The sequence below is a fragment of the Nocardioides rubriscoriae genome (assembly GCF_008087085.1).
Taxonomy (GTDB): Bacteria; Actinomycetota; Actinomycetes; order Propionibacteriales; family Nocardioidaceae; genus Nocardioides; species Nocardioides rubriscoriae.
Window position 1 is genome coordinate 440,052 of record NZ_VIYJ01000005.1, and the last position, 17,961, is coordinate 458,012.

14 protein-coding genes are annotated in these 17,961 nt (G+C 72.3%); 1 reads left to right on the top strand and 13 read right to left on the bottom strand.

Annotated elements, in window-relative coordinates; translation table 11 throughout:
* Positions 1-23 precede the first annotated feature (23 nt).
* On the bottom strand, positions 24-1,301 hold the full coding sequence (locus FZC61_RS11670) for an HNH endonuclease signature motif containing protein (protein ID WP_148614327.1): 1,278 nt from the start codon (positions 1,299-1,301) through the stop codon (positions 24-26).
* A gap of 191 nt (positions 1,302-1,492) precedes the next feature.
* Between FZC61_RS11670 and FZC61_RS11675 the strand changes: the two genes are divergently transcribed.
* The gene (locus FZC61_RS11675; RefSeq protein WP_148614328.1) at positions 1,493-2,302 is read left to right on the top strand and encodes a phosphotransferase family protein; all 810 of its coding nucleotides are present in this window, start codon (positions 1,493-1,495) and stop codon (positions 2,300-2,302) included.
* Between the two features lie 3 nt (positions 2,303-2,305).
* Here the strand turns inward: FZC61_RS11675 and FZC61_RS11680 are convergent, their stop codons facing one another.
* The 12 genes from FZC61_RS11680 to FZC61_RS11735 form a co-directional block, all read right to left on the bottom strand.
* A complete protein-coding gene (locus FZC61_RS11680) occupies positions 2,306-3,121 on the bottom strand; it encodes a phosphate ABC transporter ATP-binding protein (protein WP_148614329.1) in 816 nt (271 codons plus the stop codon).
* A gap of 66 nt (positions 3,122-3,187) precedes the next feature.
* Positions 3,188-4,759 carry an Ig-like domain repeat protein gene (locus tag FZC61_RS11685; protein ID WP_170286081.1) on the bottom strand — a complete coding sequence of 524 codons (1,572 nt, stop codon included), beginning with the start codon at positions 4,757-4,759 and terminating at the stop codon, positions 3,188-3,190.
* Positions 4,760-4,849: 90 nt separating this feature from the next.
* A complete protein-coding gene (locus tag FZC61_RS11690) occupies positions 4,850-5,794 on the bottom strand; it encodes a sortase domain-containing protein (protein ID WP_148614331.1) in 945 nt (314 codons plus the stop codon).
* A gap of 2 nt (positions 5,795-5,796) precedes the next feature.
* The gene (locus FZC61_RS11695; RefSeq protein WP_148614332.1) at positions 5,797-8,421 is read right to left on the bottom strand and encodes a hypothetical protein; all 2,625 of its coding nucleotides are present in this window, start codon (positions 8,419-8,421) and stop codon (positions 5,797-5,799) included.
* Positions 8,418-10,082: a phosphate ABC transporter substrate-binding protein PstS gene (locus tag FZC61_RS11700; RefSeq protein ID WP_148614333.1), complete on the bottom strand. Its 1,665-nt coding sequence runs from the start codon at positions 10,080-10,082 to the stop codon at positions 8,418-8,420. Before FZC61_RS11700 ends, FZC61_RS11695 begins: the two co-directional genes overlap by 4 nt.
* Positions 10,079-11,236: a phosphate ABC transporter permease PstA gene (gene pstA, locus FZC61_RS11705; protein WP_148614334.1), complete on the bottom strand. Its 1,158-nt coding sequence runs from the start codon at positions 11,234-11,236 to the stop codon at positions 10,079-10,081. Before pstA ends, FZC61_RS11700 begins: the two co-directional genes overlap by 4 nt.
* The gene (gene pstC / locus FZC61_RS11710) at positions 11,236-12,258 is read right to left on the bottom strand and encodes a phosphate ABC transporter permease subunit PstC (RefSeq protein ID WP_148614335.1); all 1,023 of its coding nucleotides are present in this window, start codon (positions 12,256-12,258) and stop codon (positions 11,236-11,238) included. Before pstC ends, pstA begins: the two co-directional genes overlap by 1 nt.
* Before the next feature lie 220 nt (positions 12,259-12,478).
* Positions 12,479-13,300 carry an ECF transporter S component gene (locus FZC61_RS11715; RefSeq protein ID WP_246142641.1) on the bottom strand — a complete coding sequence of 274 codons (822 nt, stop codon included), beginning with the start codon at positions 13,298-13,300 and terminating at the stop codon, positions 12,479-12,481.
* Positions 13,297-14,865 (bottom strand): ABC transporter ATP-binding protein, encoded by a 1,569-nt coding sequence (locus FZC61_RS11720; RefSeq protein WP_148614336.1) that lies wholly within the window; start codon positions 14,863-14,865, stop codon positions 13,297-13,299. The genes FZC61_RS11715 and FZC61_RS11720 overlap by 4 nt, the downstream gene beginning before the upstream one ends.
* Entirely contained in the window at positions 14,862-15,941 is a 1,080-nt protein-coding gene (locus FZC61_RS11725; RefSeq protein ID WP_148614337.1) for an energy-coupling factor transporter transmembrane component T, read from the bottom strand. Before FZC61_RS11725 ends, FZC61_RS11720 begins: the two co-directional genes overlap by 4 nt.
* Positions 15,938-16,840, bottom strand: a complete 903-nt coding sequence (locus tag FZC61_RS11730) for a hypothetical protein (RefSeq protein ID WP_148614338.1) — start codon at positions 16,838-16,840, stop codon at positions 15,938-15,940. Before FZC61_RS11730 ends, FZC61_RS11725 begins: the two co-directional genes overlap by 4 nt.
* Positions 16,821-17,885 carry a hypothetical protein gene (locus FZC61_RS11735; protein WP_148614339.1) on the bottom strand — a complete coding sequence of 355 codons (1,065 nt, stop codon included), beginning with the start codon at positions 17,883-17,885 and terminating at the stop codon, positions 16,821-16,823. The genes FZC61_RS11730 and FZC61_RS11735 overlap by 20 nt, the downstream gene beginning before the upstream one ends.
* Positions 17,886-17,961: the final 76 nt, after the last annotated feature.

The window sequence follows — 17,961 nt, forward strand, 5'->3', positions numbered from 1 at the left end:
GGATGGCGGGGTCATCGGGGCGGTCAGGGTCGTCGACGCGGTGGGCGGGCTGGACGGGGTGGGCGGAGTGGTGGGGGTCTGCGGTCGACGAGGTAGGTCGCGCCGGTGGGGCTGGTCCAGTGGTAGAGCCCGGGGCGGAGCATCACGTAGCGCCAGCGGGAGTGGGTTTTCGCGCGGTGGTGTCTGCGGCACAGCATGGCGAGGTTGTGCGCCGACGTCGGCCCACCCGCTGAGAACGGGACGATGTGGTCGAGGTCGACCCGGCGTCTGGTGCAGCCGGGGAACACACAGGTGTGGTCCCTGAGTCGTACGAGCTCGCGGATCGCGTCGGTGGGCTCGTAGGCCTCAGTGACCGGGTCGGTGGCGAGGTCGACGACGGGTTTGACGGTGACCTTGGTGCCGGCGGCCTGGCACCAGGCGCGGATCTGTTCGACCAGGACCGGGGACCAGGTGTTGTCGAGGAACCCGGGCAGGTCGGGGTGCTCGGCGTCCAGGTGGGCGTAGAGCGTGATCCCACGACCAGTGCCACCGGTGATCTCGCCGGTGAGGAGGTCGAGGGCGAGCTGGTGGCGGCCCATCTCTCCCAGGGCTTGGGAGCGGCGGACGTCCAGGGTCTCGGTGGACCCGAGGTCGGCCAACGCCTGGGCACCGTTCTTCAGCGCGGCTTCGAGGTCGATCGCGTCGGCCAGGTCCAGGGTGGCGGTCATCTCCACGGTCCCCGACGTGTTGGCGTCGCCGAGGTGGACGTCGGCGTGGCGGTGCTCGGCGGCCTTCTTGCGGCGGCGTTCGGCCTCGTCGGGGTCGTGCTTGGCCCGCGCGGCGTCGACGGCCCGGTCGACCTGGGCCCAGGAGCAGGTGTGCAGGAACGGGGCGATGTCCTTGTCCACTTCGGTGGCACCAGCCGCAGGCAGGGACATCGTGTGTTCGGCGACGCGGAACGCCTTCCACACCGGCACCTCGAGCTTGACCACGCGTGCGTACAGCCGTGGGAGGCGGTAGCGCAGCTCCAACGCCTTGCCCAGGTAGGCCAGCCCACCATCGGTCGACATGCCCAACGACAACGCGAGGTCCAGGGCGGCGTACTCACCGATCACCGGGCACCCGGGCCCACCCAGGTGCAGGGCCGGTTCCTCCATCGGGTCCAACAACGCTGCGGTCTCAGCAGGGTCAGCGGTGTTGACCGCCGCCCAGTCCAAGACCGCGTTGAGCTTGGCGACCTGCACCCTGGACTCGTCGTCGCGGTGTGCGCGCACGAACTCCAGCAGCGGGTCGCTGCTGCGGGTCCGGGTGCGGGTGCTCACGAGTTCATTCTACGCCTACGTGCCTGTATTCGAAAGTCTTGTCTAGGCGTTTGTGGATGGGATTTCGGTGTCGGTTGGGGGTGGGTGGGTCTCGAGACGGTCGCCAGCGCGACCTCCTCGACCACCGCGGGGTGGTCCGGGCCGCCTCCGGCGGATTGGCCGCGGGACCTGCCGCTTGAGACGCTCGTCCGGTGTCGGGTCACGAGGTAGCGATCGAGGGCGACGTGGTGCGCAAGCGTTACCGGCGCACCAGTCGCGGCGAACCTGACCGGGAGTGGGCGGCCCTCGTGCTGCTCGACGAGCACGTGCCCGGTCTGGCGCCCCGACCCCTGGCCAGGGAGGTCGAGCCTCCGGTCGTGGTGATGTCTCGAGTCGACGGGGTCCCTCTGGACACCGCGCTCACACCGGCGCAGCTCGCCGCGATGCTCGAGGCGTACCTCCTGCTCTTCGCGGTGCCGGTGCAGCCCGACACCCCACTGCGTCATGCAGCGCCAGGTGACTTCCTCCGCAACAACGCCGAGTGGATCGCAGAGGAGCACACGCGCACCGAGATGGCGCCGGAGGTCCGTCGTGCCCTTGCTGTCGCCGGCGCGTGGCACGCGGACCTGCCGCCAGGTCTCGACGAGATGCGTGACCCGGTCGTCGCCCAGGCAGACGGACGCGTGGACAACATGCTGTGGGACGGCGAACGGGTGCGGCTGATCGACTTCGAGTACTCCGGTGTCGGAGACCTGGCCTTCGAGGTGGCCGACCTCGTCGAGCACATCTCCGCACGGCTGGGAGGGCTGCGTGACCCCGAGGCTGTCATCGACGGCTTCCAGCTCACCCCAGCCCGACTCGCCCGGGTGGAGGCGTACCGGATCGCGTTGGCCACCTTCTGGCTGCTCATGCTGTTGCCCGGCAACCCCGGTCACGACCTCAACCCCGAGGGCAGCGACGCCCTCCAAGCCGTACACCTGCTGGACCTGCTCGGTCGTGGCGCCTCGTCGGCACCACGCTGAGGCTCAGCCGAAGCGGCCGTTGACGTAGTCGGAGGTGCGCTGGTCCTGGGGGTTCTCGAACATCGCGCGCGTGTCACCGTGCTCGACGATGACGCCGGGGGTGCCCTGGGAGGCCAGGAAGAAGGCGCACTGCCCGGAGACGCGGGCGGCCTGCTGCATGTTGTGGGTGACGATGACGATGGTGACCTCGCGGGCCAGCTCGAGCATGGTCTCCTCGATGACGCGGGTCGAGGTGGGGTCGAGGGCCGAGCAGGGCTCGTCCATCAGCAGCACGCGCGGCTTGATGGCCAGCGAGCGGGCGATGCACAGCCGCTGCTGCTGACCGCCCGACAGGCCGCCCCCAGGGGCGTCGAGGCGGTCCTTGACCTCGTTCCACAGACCGCCCTTGGTCAGGCACGACTCGACGAGGGCGTCGCGCTCGGACTTCGACGCCTTGGTGCCGGTGAGCTTGAGACCGGCCAGGACGTTCTCGCGGATCGACATCGCCGGGAACGGGTTGGGCTTCTGGAACACCATGCCGATCTGGCGACGGGCGTCCATGAGCCGGCGCGAGGGGTCGTAGACGTCCTCGCCGTCGAGCAGCACCTCGCCGGCCAGCGAGGCCGACGGGACGAGCTCGTGCATCCGGTTGAGGATGCGCAGGAAGGTCGACTTGCCGCAGCCCGACGGGCCGATGAGGGCGGTGATGCCGCCGGCGGGCATCACCAGGGAGACCCGGTCGAGCACCTTGCGCTCCCCGAACCAGGCGGTGATCTGGCGGGCCTCGATCTCGGCGAGCGGAGCGAGAGCAGTGCTCTGGTCGGGCAGGACGGCGGTCATGGTTCTCCGATCGGCGGTACGCCGGGCGGGGCGGGGTGGGACAGGTGGTGCGGGGTGGGGCTGGGACTACTTCTTGAAGGTGATCGAGAAGGTCTTGCTCGAGCCGAACCCGTTGCCGTCACCGGGGTAGGTGATCTTGAGGGTGCTCTTGCCCTTGCCGACCTTCGACTTCAGCAGCGTGATCGTGACCTTGCCGGCCTTGAGGGTGCCGGTGCCGACGGTCTTGGCGCCCTCCTTGATGGTGACCTTGCCGGTGGGCTTGGTCGCGAGGCCGGAGAAGGCGACGGTGACGACGCCCTTGGCCGACCTGGCCGACTTCTTGAGCGCGGCCGGGAACGACTCGGTGATGGCCGAGCCGGCCTTGACCTTGGCGGTGCCGGTGGCCTCGGAGGCGACGAACGCGGTGTCGACGGTCGGCGTGTAGACGGCCTTGACGACGTAGCTGCCCGGGGCCCGGTTGGTGAGGTTGAGGGTCGCGGTGCCGCCGATGAGGCTGGCGGTGCCGAGGACGGCCTCCGTGGCGTTGTCGACGAACTGCACCGAGCCGGTGGGGGTCGGGGTGCCGGCGACGCGGGCGGTCAGGCGCAGGGCCTTGGGCGACGGGCTGACACCCGAGACCGTGGTGGTCGTGGCGATCGGGACGACCGGCTCGTTGATCTTGAAGTTGCTGGTCGCGGCCTGCGTCGACTGACCGCAGACGCCGCCGTCGGCGACGCTGTCGAGCTGCTGGAAGCCGGCCGCCTGGATCTCGTCGATGGCGGCGTCGGAGCACACGAACCCGCTCTGGCCGAAGAGGGCCTGGATCGTGGCGTCACCGAGGTCGGTGCCGCGGACGACGTTGTAGAGCGCACGGTCGGCCTGGAAGCCGCCCTCGACGCGCAGCGCCGAACCGGAGAGCCCGGCCCGGCCGGCCGAGTACGGCGCCACAGCGGCAGCGTTGTTCTGGATCGGGGCCGGGTCGTTCTCCTGGATCTCCTGGACGCTGGACGCGAGGGTCACGTCAACGTTGCCGTTGGCGGCCTTGAGCTGGGCCAGGAAGAACGACCGGGTGCCGGAACCGGCCTGCGGGATCTTGGGCTCGATCGCCCCGGCCGTGCCGCCGAGGTCGCTCCAGTCGTCGTAGGTGCCGTTGTAGATCTTGACCATGTCGGCCGCGCTGATCGCAGCGGGAGCCTTCGAGGCGACCGAGCCCGAGACGACCAGCTTGAGGGTGTCGAGGGCGAACGGGAACTGCTGCAGACCGGCGTTGATCTCGGCGGTCGACAGCGTGGACGACGAACGCGCGAAGTCGACGTCGGGGTTGCTGGGGTTGTAGAGCGTGGTCTTGCCGGCGCCGGAGCCGTTGGGACGGTTGATCTCAGCGGTGGGCAGCGGGATGGTGCCGCCACCGGTGGCGGCGAACGTGGTCAACCGAGGCGCACCGGCCGCGACGGTGCCGTTGTAGGAGGCGGCCAGCCGGAACAGGGCGTTCTGGCTGGTGTCGGAGCCGACGCCGATCACGTCGGCGGTGACCGGGGTGGCGGTCGTGTCGTCGGGGTCGGCGGTGTAGACGGCGTGGGCCGCGCCCGTGGTGAGCGCGAGGACCGACCCGGTCACGGCGACCGTGACGGCGCCGGCGAGGGTCTTGCGAACGAACATCTCGGAGGTGCTCCTTGGTTGATGTTGGTGCAGGGATGGATTCATTCGGGTGGTGCGGTGTGCCGGCGGGCCCGAGCCCGTCGGTACGGGTCACAGGAGGTTGGGCAGCAGCCGCATCGCGGTGTCGGTGGAGAGCCAGGCGAGGCTGAGGGCGACCGGCCCGGCGACGACCCAGACCAGGGATGCCGACCAGCGCTGCCGCGCGAGCACGACCGCCGTGCTGAGGCCGACCAGGAGGGCCAGCCACAGGGCCAGCAGCGGCAGGGCGCTGGTGTCCCTCTGCATCGCCTGCTCGGCCTTGGGGGCGACACCCCCGTAGCCCGCGGGGGTGGGGAACGCCTCGGAGGAGACCGCGTCGACGTAGACGGTCGTGTCGGGGGTCAGCGCCGAGAGCCGGCCCTGGCCCTCGGCCGAGATCAGCGTGACGACGGCGGCGGCCGGGTCGGTGAAGGCCGGCACCGGGTCGCCCTCGCGGCGTACGCCGAGCACGTTGAGGGTCTTGCGGCCCTGCGAGGTCAGCACGTCAACGTCGTCGCCGGGCCGCAGGTCGCCCAGGTGGGCGCAGGGGGCGCCGTAGGTCGCCGCCCGGCACATCACGACGGAGAAGCCGCGCTGGCCCGGCAGCGGGGTGCCCCGCTGGTGGCCAGGGCCGGCCAGCAGGTCGCCGGAGGCGGTGCCCTCGACGACGACCTCGTCGAGCCCGATGGCCGGGATCGTCATGATCGCGACGGGGTCACCGACCGGGACGGTGGGGCCGAGGGGGGCCGTGGTCTCGGCCAGCTGGACCCGGAAGTCGCGGTAGAGCAGCGTCTGCTCGCGGTCGTGGGCGACGCCGCCGAGGACCAGCAGCTGCAGCAGGGCCCAGACCGCGACGAGGGTGACCATCGTGCTGGCGGTGCCGACGACGGCCCCCAGGCCCTGGGGGGCCGGGCGCGGCGGCCGCGGCACGCGCGGCGGCCGGGCCGACCTCGGTGTGCGGGCGGGCTGGACCCGGCGCCGTGGCCTGGTGGCCTGGTCGGGACGGGGCGCGGTCATCGTCACGAGAGCCTCCGCGGCGGGCGGACGAAGAAGCGCGACCCGACCTGCACCACGACGCCGACCAGGGCGGCGAGCAGCAGCAGGGGCAGCAACCGGCCCGCCGTGCCGGACTCCTGGACCGTGGTGGCGCTGGTGGGCGCCGGGTCGGCGATGGCGAGGACGGGCGGGGTCGTCGTGGCAGGCGAGGTGGGGACCGGGGCCGGCGGCACGTCGCTGACGGGTGGGGTGAGGTCGCCGCCACCCGTGGCGGTTCCGGTGCCGGCGTCGTCACCGCCACCGGTCGGCGCGTCGGTCTGGTCCGGCGTGGTGGGAGCGGGCTTCTGGGCCTCGATCGCGTCGGCCACGAGCTGAGCCGCGTCGAAGAGCTTGCCGGTCGGTCCGGTCTTCCTGATCGGCAGGAAGCCGGCCGGGAGCTGGCCGTTGCCGCTGCCGCGGACCTGACCCTCGGTGGTCGAGACCCGGACGAACTGGGCCACCTTGTCGGCGGTGTCCTGGTCGAGGCCGCGCAGCTTGGCGGCGGTGTAGACGACCATCGTGCCTGGGTAGGCCTTGCCGTCCTCGGCGACGTCGGCCTGGTCGAGCACGAACGGCAGTCGCGGCTTGCGCTGCTCGCTCAACGCGATCGCCCGGCCCATGGAGTCGTCGGTCGGGGCGACGAAGGTGCCCTTGTGGGTCTGCAGGGCGGCCGTCTTGAGCCCGTAGCGCGCCGCGTCGCCGAGGCTCACCACGCCGAGGACGAACCGGGCGCCGTACGACTGGCGGTCGACACGGCCGATCTTGAACAGCAGCGTGTTGGGGTCGAAGTCGCACTTGGTCTGCACGTTGGGCCACGCGTCGAGCAGGGCCTCGGAGATCTTGCGCAGCGTGGTGACTGGCGCGGCCAGCTGGCTGAAGTAGACCGACGGGTTCTTCTGGCGGCAGGTGTTCTCGGTCTCGGGGATGAAGGTGTCGAGCAGCGGCCACGACGGACGGGGCAGCTCGATGTCCTCGTAGGCCGGGTTGACCTTCATGCCCCACGGGTCGGGGGTGCCGGCCAGGAACGCGGAGGCGTCCTTGTCCTGGGCGAGGTACTCGGTGAGCTGCTCGATGACGTCGGAGTCGTTGGACAGCGACAGCAGCGCAGCGCCGGCCTCTTGGGTGATCTCGCTCAGCCCGGGGTTGAGCTGCTGGAACTCGGGGTCGTTCATCATCGCCAACGGGTTGTCGCCGATGCCGGGGTGCTGACGACCGAGGTCGGAGCCGAGGTAGCTCTGGCTCAGCAGCTTGGCGATCAACCGGGCGTTGAGCCGCAGGCGCGTGTACTCACCGGCGTTGTCGGGGCGGTCGATCTCGTAGCCGATCGCGAAGCCGGTGACCGCGGTGGGCGCATAACCGACCGGGTCGGTGCTCGTCGACTCCTGCTCGGAGGACACGACCGCCGCAGGGCCGGTGCCGTTCTCCATCAGGTTGAAGCCGGCGATGTCGGAGGTCTGGTTGAGCTGGAACTTGAAGCGCTTCTTGTTCAGGCAGTACGCCGGCGACCACTGCAGGCCGGCCTGCGCGAGCAGCTCGGAGCCGTAGAACCCGGTAGGCGCGCGGGAGTCGAGCACGTCGCAGGTGTCGGGCGGCAGGCCGAAGGTGATCGGGATCGTGAAGCGGTTGCGCCAGTTGGACTCCGACCACCACAGCGCGGGGCCGACCGCGAGGTCGATGCCGGCGCCGATCGCGTTGCTCGAGCCCGGGGCGAACTGGCCCTGCTTGCGGCAGGCCTTGTCGTCGAGGGTCGGCGGCGAGGCGGGCTGGGCGCAGCTGAGCCCGACGATCGGGATGACGACGATGGAGCAGGCGACCTTGTCGTTGCACCCCAGCGACTCGTTCTCGACGTCGCTGCGGACCTCGTAGTTGACCGAGCCGTTGCCGTTCTCGTCGGTGAAGGCGGCGATCTCCGCCGGCGGGAACGCCGCGTCGACCGCGGCCTCCGGCGGCATCGTGGTGGCGTTGCAGGCCGAGAAGGTCTGGCCGGCCCGGGTGACGAACGGCGTCAGCGCCGAGCTGTACGACGCCACGTCGAGCGGCGGGCAGGCCGCGGGGTCGACGGACTCGGCGCCGCTGACCGCGGCCCGACGGGCCTCGTCGGCGTAGAGGTCACGACGCCAGGTGGACTCGCCCTCGGAGCGCAGCACTTGCGAGCGCTGGGCGACCGAGGCGGTCCAGCAGGTCTCGGGACGCAGCTGCTGGGCCGCCGGCAGCGACGCGTCGTCGCGCCCGCGACACTGCATGACGACGACCGGGTACTCCTGCGTCAGGCCCTTCTCGCCGTACGGGTTGGCCGCGCGACCGCCGCTGGGCTGGGCCCCGCTCCACGAGATGCGGATGCGCTGGCGACCGCGCAGGTTGGTGGTCTGGTCGGCCTTCACCGTGACGTCGTAGGAGGCCACGGTGCTCTCGGTGCCGTCGGCGCCGACGAAGACGCGGCTGATCGTCCGGGTGGCGCTGAACCCGTCGCCGCTCGCGTTGCGCGCGGCCACGGGGCCGGCGGCCGTGCCGCTCGGGGGCGTGACCAGGCCGATGGCGACGACGGCGAGGGCCGCGGTCAGGCCGAGCCCGTCGCGCAGGCTCGGTCGCAGGCGCAGGCGGCGGCTCATGCGCCACCCCGACGGCGGACGCGGGCGCTGACCAGGCCCGGCAGCAGGACCAGGGCGACCAGCAGGAACACCGAGACCCAGCCGAACGTCCGGGAGTCCAGGGGCCGGTCGTCGATGGTCGTGGAGTTGGCGTAGACGGCCTCGTCGGCCGTGCCGGCGACGGGGGTGCCGGGTACGGCGCCCGACCCGGGCGGCCCGGCCGCGCCGGGCACGGCCCCGCTGCCCGGCGGTCCCCCGGCCGCCGGAGTGCCACCACCGGTGACGCCGCCGGGTGTGGAGCCCGTGCCGCCGGCGACGGGTGCGGTCGTCGGGTCGGCGGTGCCCCCGCCGCCGCCGTCGGTGCTCGGCTGGTTGGTGCCGGTGTCAGTGCCGCACGGGCCTGCGCCCTGCTTGTCGCAGGCGGCCGGCTGCGGCGCGATCGTGGCCAGGTAGTTCCGGCTCGGGTTGCTCTTGTCGAAGGTGGGGTTGTTGCAGCTCTTGACGTCACGGTTGGCCAGGTCGACGGCCGGGTCGGCCTTCTTGAGCTGGGCGATCTGGTCGAACCCGGCGCTCACCAGGTTGACCGGCAGCGGCGAGTAGCCGAACGGCCCGGCCTTGGTCTGCCCGGAGCACAGCGAGTAGAAGAGGAAGTCGGCCAGCGACTGGCGCTTGGCGGTCGTCATCCGCGGGTCGTCGGACCCGGTCGGGATGATCATGTAGGAGTACGACGAGATCGGGTACGCCCGCGGGTCGGGGTTGGTGTAGACGTCGTCGAGGATCTGCGTGAGGTACTTCGTCGGGTCGGACCTGTTGGTGTTGATCCGAGCCCGGGTCAGCGCGACGGCGGTGTTGTACTGCGTCGGCTCGACGTAGTAGCCGCCCTTGTTGAGCACCTTGACGACGGGGTAGCCCTTGTCGAGCGGGTAGGAGTACTCGACGTAGCCGATGGTGCCGTCGCCCGCGGAGCCCGAGACGGTGTTCATCACCTGGTCGGAGCCCGACTGGGCGATCATCGTCTCGCCCTTCTTCGGGTAGTACGACGTGAGCCCGGACCGGCCGAAGTAGGGGCGCCAGATCGACGGGTAGGCCTTGTCGAGCCAGGTCGTGAACTGCGCCGTCGTGCCCGAGCCGTCCGAGCGCACGACGGGCACGATCTTCTTGTCGGGGAAGGACCGGCCGTTGTTGTCGGCCGTGATCGCCGGGTCGTTCCAGTTGGTGACCTGGTTGGTGAAGATCTTGGCCAGCGTCTCCCCCGACAGCCGGAGGTTCTTAACCATCGTGTTGCCGACCTTGAGCTGGTAGGTGAAGGCGGTGCCGCCGGCGACCAGGGGCAGGTAGGCGTACTCGCGGCCGTTGCTGGTGTCGGCCTGGCCGGTCTCGTCGGTGCCCTGGTAGGGGATCTCGGAGATCGCGAAGTCGGTGGTGTTCTGCGAGAAGTCCTTGCGGCCCTTCGACGAGCCGCCGCCGGTGTAGACGACCTTGATGCCGTTGGCGTCGACGTCGGAGATCCACTGCTTGACGATCAGCTCCGACCAGGTCGAGCCGGTGCCCTCGATCGTCGCGTACGCCGCCCGGGCGGGCGGGGCGTCGTCGGCGGTCGCCGGGGCCCCGACGGTCGCGGCCAGGACGGCGACGCCGAGGGCCAGGAGGGTGGCGACGAGACGGGTACGGCGGGTGGTCATGAGTCTGCTTTCCGGGAGCGGCGCGCGGTGGTGCGCCGGGGACGGGCGAGGAGGCGGGCGATCACGAACAGCACGAGCACGAGCATCAGCAGGACCAGGGCGGCGCCGTAGGCCCGCTGGATGGCGACGTCGTTGCCGCTGCGGACGTTGCCGAAGATGAAGAGCGGCAGGGAGTTCATCGCGCCCTCGAGGGGGTTGAGCTTGGTGAAGTCGGCCGCGCCGCTGGTGAGCAGCACGGGACTGGTCTCGCCGATGCCGCGGGCGACGCCGAGGATCAGTGCGGTCGCGAGACCCGGACGTGCGGTGGGCAGCACGACGTGCCACACGGTGCGCCACCGGCTCGCGCCAAGGGCGAGGCTCGCCTCGCGCAGCCCGCCGGGCACGACGCGCAGCACCACGTCGGAGGCGCGGGCGATGATCGGCAGCATCATCACCGACAGGGCCAGGGCCGCGGCCAGGCCCGACGGGGGCCGACCGAGGGCGAGGATGTAGACGGTGTAGACGAACAGGCCGGCCACGATCGAGGGCAGCGCGGTCATCGCCTCGACCAGGGTGCGCACGACGCGGGCGTAGCGGCCGCCGACCTCGGTCATGAAGACGGCCGTGCCGACGCCGAGCGGCAGCGTGATCGCGACCGCGATGCCGATCTCGATCAGCGAGCCGACGATCGCGTGACGGATGCCGCCCTGGTCGAAGGGGTCCTTGGGGCCGACCCCGGCCATGTCGTCGGTGACGAAGTTGAGGTTGAGGACCGGCTTGTAGCCCTTGACCGCGACGTAGACGACGACCGCGACCAGCGCGGACCCGACGAAGAGGGCGCAGCCGGTGATGATCGACGCGGCGACGCGGTCCTTGACGTCGATCCACGTGCCGGTGGCCGCGGTGGCGACGGCGGTGACCACGATGCCGAGCACGAACCACGAGATGAGGAACCACGGGATCCCGGTCATCGGCAGCAGCCGCTGGGTGGTCACCCAGGCCAGGCCGAACGCGGCGAACCACGACCCGGCGCGCACGAAGAGCTCGTCGGGGGTCATCCTGCCCAGCGACGCGCGCGGCACCGGCGGCGGTGCGTCGTCGTCGTACGCCGGGAGGTGGGTCCGGGCGGCGGCGCGGTCGATCGCTGCGTCGGGCCGCTTGTCGAGGCTCGTCATCAGTCGGTCTCCGCCCCGGACCGGCTGCGGTTGACCACGGTGGCGGCCAGGGTGTTGATCACCAGGGTGATGAGGAACAGCACCAGGCCGGCGGCGAGCAGGGCCGAGAGCTGGGAGGGCGAGGCGGTGCCGAAGCGGTTGGCGATCAGCGAGCTGATCGTGCTGCCGCCCTGCTCGGTCAGGCTCCACTTGATCTCGAACGACGGGGAGATGATCAGCGCGACCGCGATGGTCTCGCCGAGTGCGCGGCCCAGCGCGAGCATGGTGCCGCCGATGATGCCGCCGCGTCCGAAGGGCAGCACGACGGTGCGGATCATCCCCCAGGTGGAGGCGCCGAGCGCGAGCGCGGCCTCCTTCTCCCCCGGCGGCGTCTGCGAGAACACCTGGCGCATCACGGCGCAGGCCATCGGCAGCACCATCATCGACACGGCGATGCCGGCGACGAAGGCGCTGAAGAAGTACTGGCTCAGGGCGGGGATCGGGGCGTCGGCCTGACCGCCAGGGACCTCGAAGATCGGCAGCCACCCGAGGTTGCGGTCGAACCAGATGGAGAGGTCCGCGGCGTACGGCATGATCAGCAGGGCCACGAACAGCCCGTAGATGACCGACGGCACCGCGGCCATCAGGTCGACCATCGAGACCAGCGTGGGCTTGAGGCGGGCCGGGGCGTACTCGCTGATGTAGAGCGCGGTGGCCAGCGCGAGCGGGAACGCGATCACCATCGCGACCAGCGCGACCTGGAAGGTGCCGACGAGCACGGCCGCGATGCCGATGGTGTCGGTGTCGGGCGACCACTGCTGCTCGGTGAAGAAGCTCAGCCCGTAGCGCTTGAACGTGGGGATCGCCTGGTAGCCCAGGAAGAGGCCGACGCCGCCGGTGACCACGAGGACCGAGGTGCCGATGGCGCGGGTCGCGTGGGCGAAGACCGCGTCGGCGCCGGTGTTGCGACGCGAGATCGCGCGCGCCGTGATGTCGGCCCCGTCCGGCTGTGGCCGGTCGAGGTCGGAGAGTGTGGTGGTCACCTGTGTTGCTGTCCCCGTCGCTCAGAGCTGCTGATCGGCTCCCGTCCCGGGGAGTCGGGAAGAGTCTCAGGAGAGCGACGTAACGATCGGTGCGCCGATCGTGAACGACGCGCGAACAGCCGCCCCGACTTGGGACAACACGGCCGTCGCCTGTGGAGAGGCCTGGCCCGAGATGACCAGCGACCTAGTCACAACGGGCCATCCGATGACCAGACGGGGACTAGGAAGCGGTCTGGACCACCACGGCGCGACGCGACGCGCGCCGCAGGGTCGTCAGCACCGCCGGGCCGAGCACGACGACGGCGATCGCGGTGGTGATCGCGCGACCGGTGTCGAAGCTGCCGGTCGAGGTGATCAGCGTGTACGCCGCGAACGTGCGCAGGTTGTGCAGCGCACCGGCCGTCGGGTCGAACGACAGGTCGCCCTCGGCCCCGGGCACGGCGACACCGAGCAGGAACGGCCAGCCCGAGAGGTTCATCAGCGCACCGAAGAGGTAGGCCGCCACGACGCCGTAGGCCGCCAGCATCGCGATCTCGGCACGGCCGGTGACCCGGCGCGGGAGCAGACCTGCGCCGAGGCCGACCCAGGCGGCGCAGAGCATCTGGAAGGGCAGCCAGGGCCCGACGCCGGCGGTCAGCAGCGCGGAGGCGAACAGCGAGGTCACCCCGAGCACGAAGCCGAAGCCGGCGCCGAAGACCCGGCCCGAGAGGATCAGCAGGAAGAAGACCAGCTCGACGCCCGCCGTACCGGCCGAGACCAGGCGCAGCAGGGCGTTGACCGCCGAGAGGACCCCGAGGATCGCGAGCACCCGGGCGTCCATGCCGCCCTCGCTCATCTCGGCCACGACGACCGCGATGACGACCGGCAGCAGCAGCAGGAAGAGGAACGGCGGGTCGATCCGGCTGACGCCGTCGCCGACGCGCACGAGCAGCGGCCAGCAGAGCATCATCAGGCCGAGCACGGACGCGACGGTCAGCGTGACGCGCGAGCGGGCGCTGAGCGGGATCGCGATACCCGAGGTCCCCGAGGTCGTGGCGCTCACGTGAGCGCGACCTCGAGCTCGTCGACCCGCAGCCACGGTGCCCCGAGGACCTTCATCACCTGCGGCGCGAACGCCGGCGACTCGGCGACCACGCGTCGCGTCGGGCCCGAGGAGACGACCTCGCCCTCGGCGAGCACGACGACCTCGTCGGCGACCGAGGCCACGAACTCGACGTCGTGGGTCGCGACGAGCACGGCGTGGCCGTCGGCGGCGAGGGTGCGCAGGATGCGGGCGAGCTCGCCCTTGGCGTTGTAGTCGAGGCCGCGGGTGGGCTCGTCGAGCAGCACGACGCGGGGCGCGGGCGCCAGCACCAGCGCCAGGGCGAGCGCGAGCCGCTGGCCCTCGGAGAGGTCGCGGGGGTGGGTGGCGTCGTCGATGCCGGGCACGAGGCGGTCGAGGATCTCGCGGGTGCCGGCGCCGCCGGCGGCGCACTCCTCGGCGACGGTCTCGAGGTAGAGCAGGTCGGCGGCGGTCTGCGGGAGCAGCGCGACGCGGCCCCTGCGGCCGGCGGGGTCGAGGGCCGCGGTGTCGTCGCCGTCGAGGTCGATCGCGCCGGCGCGCCGCTTACGAGTGCCCTGCAGGGCCCACAGCAGCGTGGACTTGCCGGCGCCGTTGCGGCCCATCAGCGCGGTGACGCGGCCGGCGTGCAGGGTCACGTCGACCTCGCGCAGCGCGACGGTGCTGCCGTGCACGACGCCGATGCCGGTGGCCAGCAGCAGGGGCTCGTCGGCGAGGTCGGCCACGTCAGGCGGCGCGGGCAGGGTCAGCGTGCGTGCGGCCCGGCGGGCGTCGCGGACGGTGAGGGGCAACGGCGACCAGCCGGCACGGCGTCCGAGCTCGACGATGGGGGGTACGACGGGCGAGTGGGCGAGCAGGTCGGCGGGGTCGCCGACCTCGACCCGGCGACCGCCGCCGGGCATCAGCACCATCCGGTCGGCGAAGGGCACGACGCGCTCGAGACGGTGCTCGGCGAGCAGCACGCTCACCCCGAGGTCGTGCACGAGCCGGGTGAGGGTGGCGAGCACGTCCTCGGCCGCGGTGGGGTCGAGGGCCGAGGTGGGCTCGTCGAGCACGAGCAGCCGCGGGTGCATCGTGAGGACCGAGCCGATCGCCACGCGCTGCTGCTCGCCGCCCGAGAGCGTGTGGAGGTCGCGGTCGCGCAGGTGGGCGATGCCGAGCAGGTCGAGGGTCTCCTCGACCCGGCGGCGCATCGTCTCGGGCGGCAGCCCGAGCTGCTCCATGCCGTAGGCGAGCTCGTCCTCGGCGGTGTCGGTGACGAAGGCGGCGGCGGGGTCCTGCCCGACGTAGCCGATGGCGTGGGCGCGCTCGCGCGGCGGGGCGTCGACGATGCTGACGCCGTCGAGCAGGACGTCGCCGCGCAGCACTCCCCCGCTGAAGCGCGGCACGAGCCCGGTCACGACGCCGAGCAGGGTCGACTTGCCGACGCCGGTCGGCCCGGAGACCAGGACGAGCTCGCCCTCCTCCACGGTGAGGTCGACCGCGTCGAGAACGGTGCTCTCGTCGTAGGACAGGGTGATGCCGCGCAGCTCGAGCAGGGGCCTCATCGCGCGCCTCCCTGCACCCGCGGCGGCGGCGAGACGACGACCGCGACGAGGCCGAGGAGGCCCACGGCCAGGGCGGTCAGGCTCACCTCGGGCGTGGCGGTCACCGCCGGGTAGGCGATCGCGAGCTCGTGGTGGTTGAGCCACCAGCCGAGGGCGCCGACCATCAGGCCGACGGCGACGACCGCGAGCTCGGCCGGTCGCCACCGGTCGGGGCGGTAGCGGGTGCGCTGCACGCGGCGTCCGGCGTTGACCAGGCCCGCGACGGCCACGAGCGTGCCGACGACGAGCATCGGTGCGGCCAGCAGCCGGGGCGCGGTCTGGTCGAGCAGGGCGTAGACGCCGACGACCACGCCGCAGAGCCCGGCGAGCACCAGCGCGCCCGTCGTACGCCGCTCGGTCGCCGTGGCGGTGCCCGCGCGGCCGTAGCCGCGGGTGTCCATGCCGGCGGCTAGCGCCAGCGAGCGGTCGAAGGTGTCCTCGAGCACCGGCACCAGGAAGCGCCGCAGCCGCCGCACGCGACCGGTGTCGCCGGCGCGCAGGGCCTGCGCGGCGCGGACCCGCTGGATGCTCTGCGTCAGCTGCGGCAGCACGGTCACCGCGACGACCAGGGCGGTGCCGACCTCGTAGAGCGCCGGCGGCAGGCTGCGCAGCAGGCGCTTGGGGTTGGCCAGCGAGTTGGCCGCGCCGACGCAGATGACCAGCGTGGCCAGGCGCAGGCCGTCGTAGAGCCCGGCGAGGAGGGCCTCGCGGGTGACCGGGCCCAGCAGCGTGACGCCGAGGACGAAGTCGGGCAGCGGCACCTCGGGCAGGTCGAGCACGACCTCGCCGGGGTAGCCGCCGCCGAGGACCACGCGCCACAGCACCCGCAGCACCACCGCGGCGACGCCGAGCCAGACGTAGAACCGGAACGAGCGCGCCCACGGGTGGTCGGTACGCCGGGTGGTCACCACCACCCCCACCACCCCCACGATCATCAGCAGGAGCAACGGATTGGTCGTCAGCGACGCTGCCGTGGCGAGCCCGATCGCCCACAGCCACCAGGCCACGGGGTGCAGGTCGCGCGGCAGCGCGCTCACGGTGTCCGCTGCCTGCGCTGCAGGAGCAGGGCGACGCCGACGACGGCGAAGAGCAGCACGATCACCAGCGGCGCCAGCCAGCCGGGCAGGACGCCGTCGTCCTGGGTCTCGGCCGAGGTCGGGGCGACCGGGTCGGCCAGCTCGGTGACGGTGTCGTCGGGGGTGGCCGTCGGTGCGGTGGGGCTCGGGGTGCTGCGCGGGGACCGGGTGGGCTCGCTCGTCGTCGGCGCGGTGGGGGTCGGGCTCGGGGTGCTCGTCGTCGGCGCCGCGCTGGTGGGCTCCGACGGTGTCGGGGTCGCGCTCGGCGTCGGGGTCGGCTGAGGGCTCGGCTGTGGGGCGGGCTGCGGGCTGGGCTGCGGGCTGGGCTGCGGGGTCGGGCTCGGCTCGGCGTTCTGGGGCGGGGCGAACGACGGCCGGGCATCACCGGGCACGTCGTCCCACGAGAAGGCGACCGAGCCACCGTCGGGGATCCGTAGGGAGTCGACGCCCAGGCTGGAGTAGGTCCACCGGCCGTTGGTGCCGTCGGACCACCACAGGCCCCAGTAGGCGTCGGCCGGCGAGGTGTTGACGCACGGGTCGGACTCGGGGACACCCGAGACCCGGCACACGAAGCCTGGCTGGCGCTGGGCGTAGGTCAGCGGGAAGCCCGCGACCGGGAACAGGCTCGAGGCCTTGTCGCCCCCGCCGTCGGCCACGCACGCGCCCTGCACGCCGCCACCGAGGCCGTTGAAGTCGGCGACGACCGTGACGCCGGTGGCGCCGCCGCAGGCGGCGGCCTGCGCGGGCGTCGGAGCCACGACCTGGAGCCCGAGCAGGAACACCAGGCCGAGGGCGGCCGCCAGCAGGGCGGCCGCCGTCGGTCGTCGGGTCACCGTGACGTCACCCGTTGCTGCAGGCACGGCGGTCGAGGTAGCGCAGACCGGGTGCGGCCTGGGCCGTGGCCCGGCGGAACTGGTCGCGCTCGGTCTTCTGGATGCCGTCGCGGCCCGACGCGAAGCCGGCCCGGTCGTAGGCGATGGCCCCGTTGCGCTTCTGCAGCCTGAGCACCCACTGCGCGGCCCTGCCGGCCGCGGCGCAGGAGCCGGTCTCGCCGAGCGCCCACGCGGCCAGGCCGGTGCTGTTGGTGTTGCTGGACTCGGTCGAGGCACCGCCGCCGAAGCTGCCGTTGTCCTTCTGGGTCCGCTTGAGCCACCGGGCCGCGTCGTTGATCGCCGCGCGGACCCGGGGGCCCTTGGTCGCGAGGTCGTCGAGGCTCAGCAGGGCCAGTGCGGTGGCGTCGGTGTCGGGAGTGCTGAGCGCCGCCGAGCCGTCGTCGCAGCTCTGGCGGCGCTGGGTGGCCGGCGCGAACGACAGGCGGAAGAAGCCCGCGCTGCACTGCTGCTTGAGCAGGAACGACAGGGCGTCGTCGGCCTTGCCGGAGCGGGCCTGCGACAGGCCCTGGACTGCGAACGCCTGGCCGATCGTGTTGGCGTAGTCGACCTCGGCGGCGTCGCGGATGCGGCCGCGAGCGGGGCCCTCGGTGCCGATGAGCCCGTTGAGGCGCGCCACCAGGTCGACACCACCGAAGGAACGCGGGGCGGCGCCCACGGCCTGGGCGAGCACCACGGCCTTGGCGGTCGAGCCGGCGTACTGGTCGGAGCTGCCGAAGTCGGCGCCGGTGGTCCAGCTGTCGACGTTGCGGGCCAGGGCCTTGCGGATCGCGGCCTCCTGGCGCGCGTGCCCGCCGACGGCGTCGAGGGCGATCGCGGCGTCGGCGGTCAGGCCGTAGTCGTTGAAGCCGTACTGGTCGTTGTAGAGCAGGCCCTCGTCGAGCTGTCCGCTGAGCCAGTCGGTGCCGCCGCCGGCGCCGCGGGCGGCCTGGGCGGGCGAGACGGCGGTGCCGGCCAGCACGAGACCGAGAGCGAGGACCGGCCCGGCGACCAGACGGAGGTGACGGATGTTCATGGGATCCTTCCCGCTGCACACAGCGGGCGACCCCTGGTCGCGGCCAGGAAACACCCGCTGCTTTCCACGACAGCGA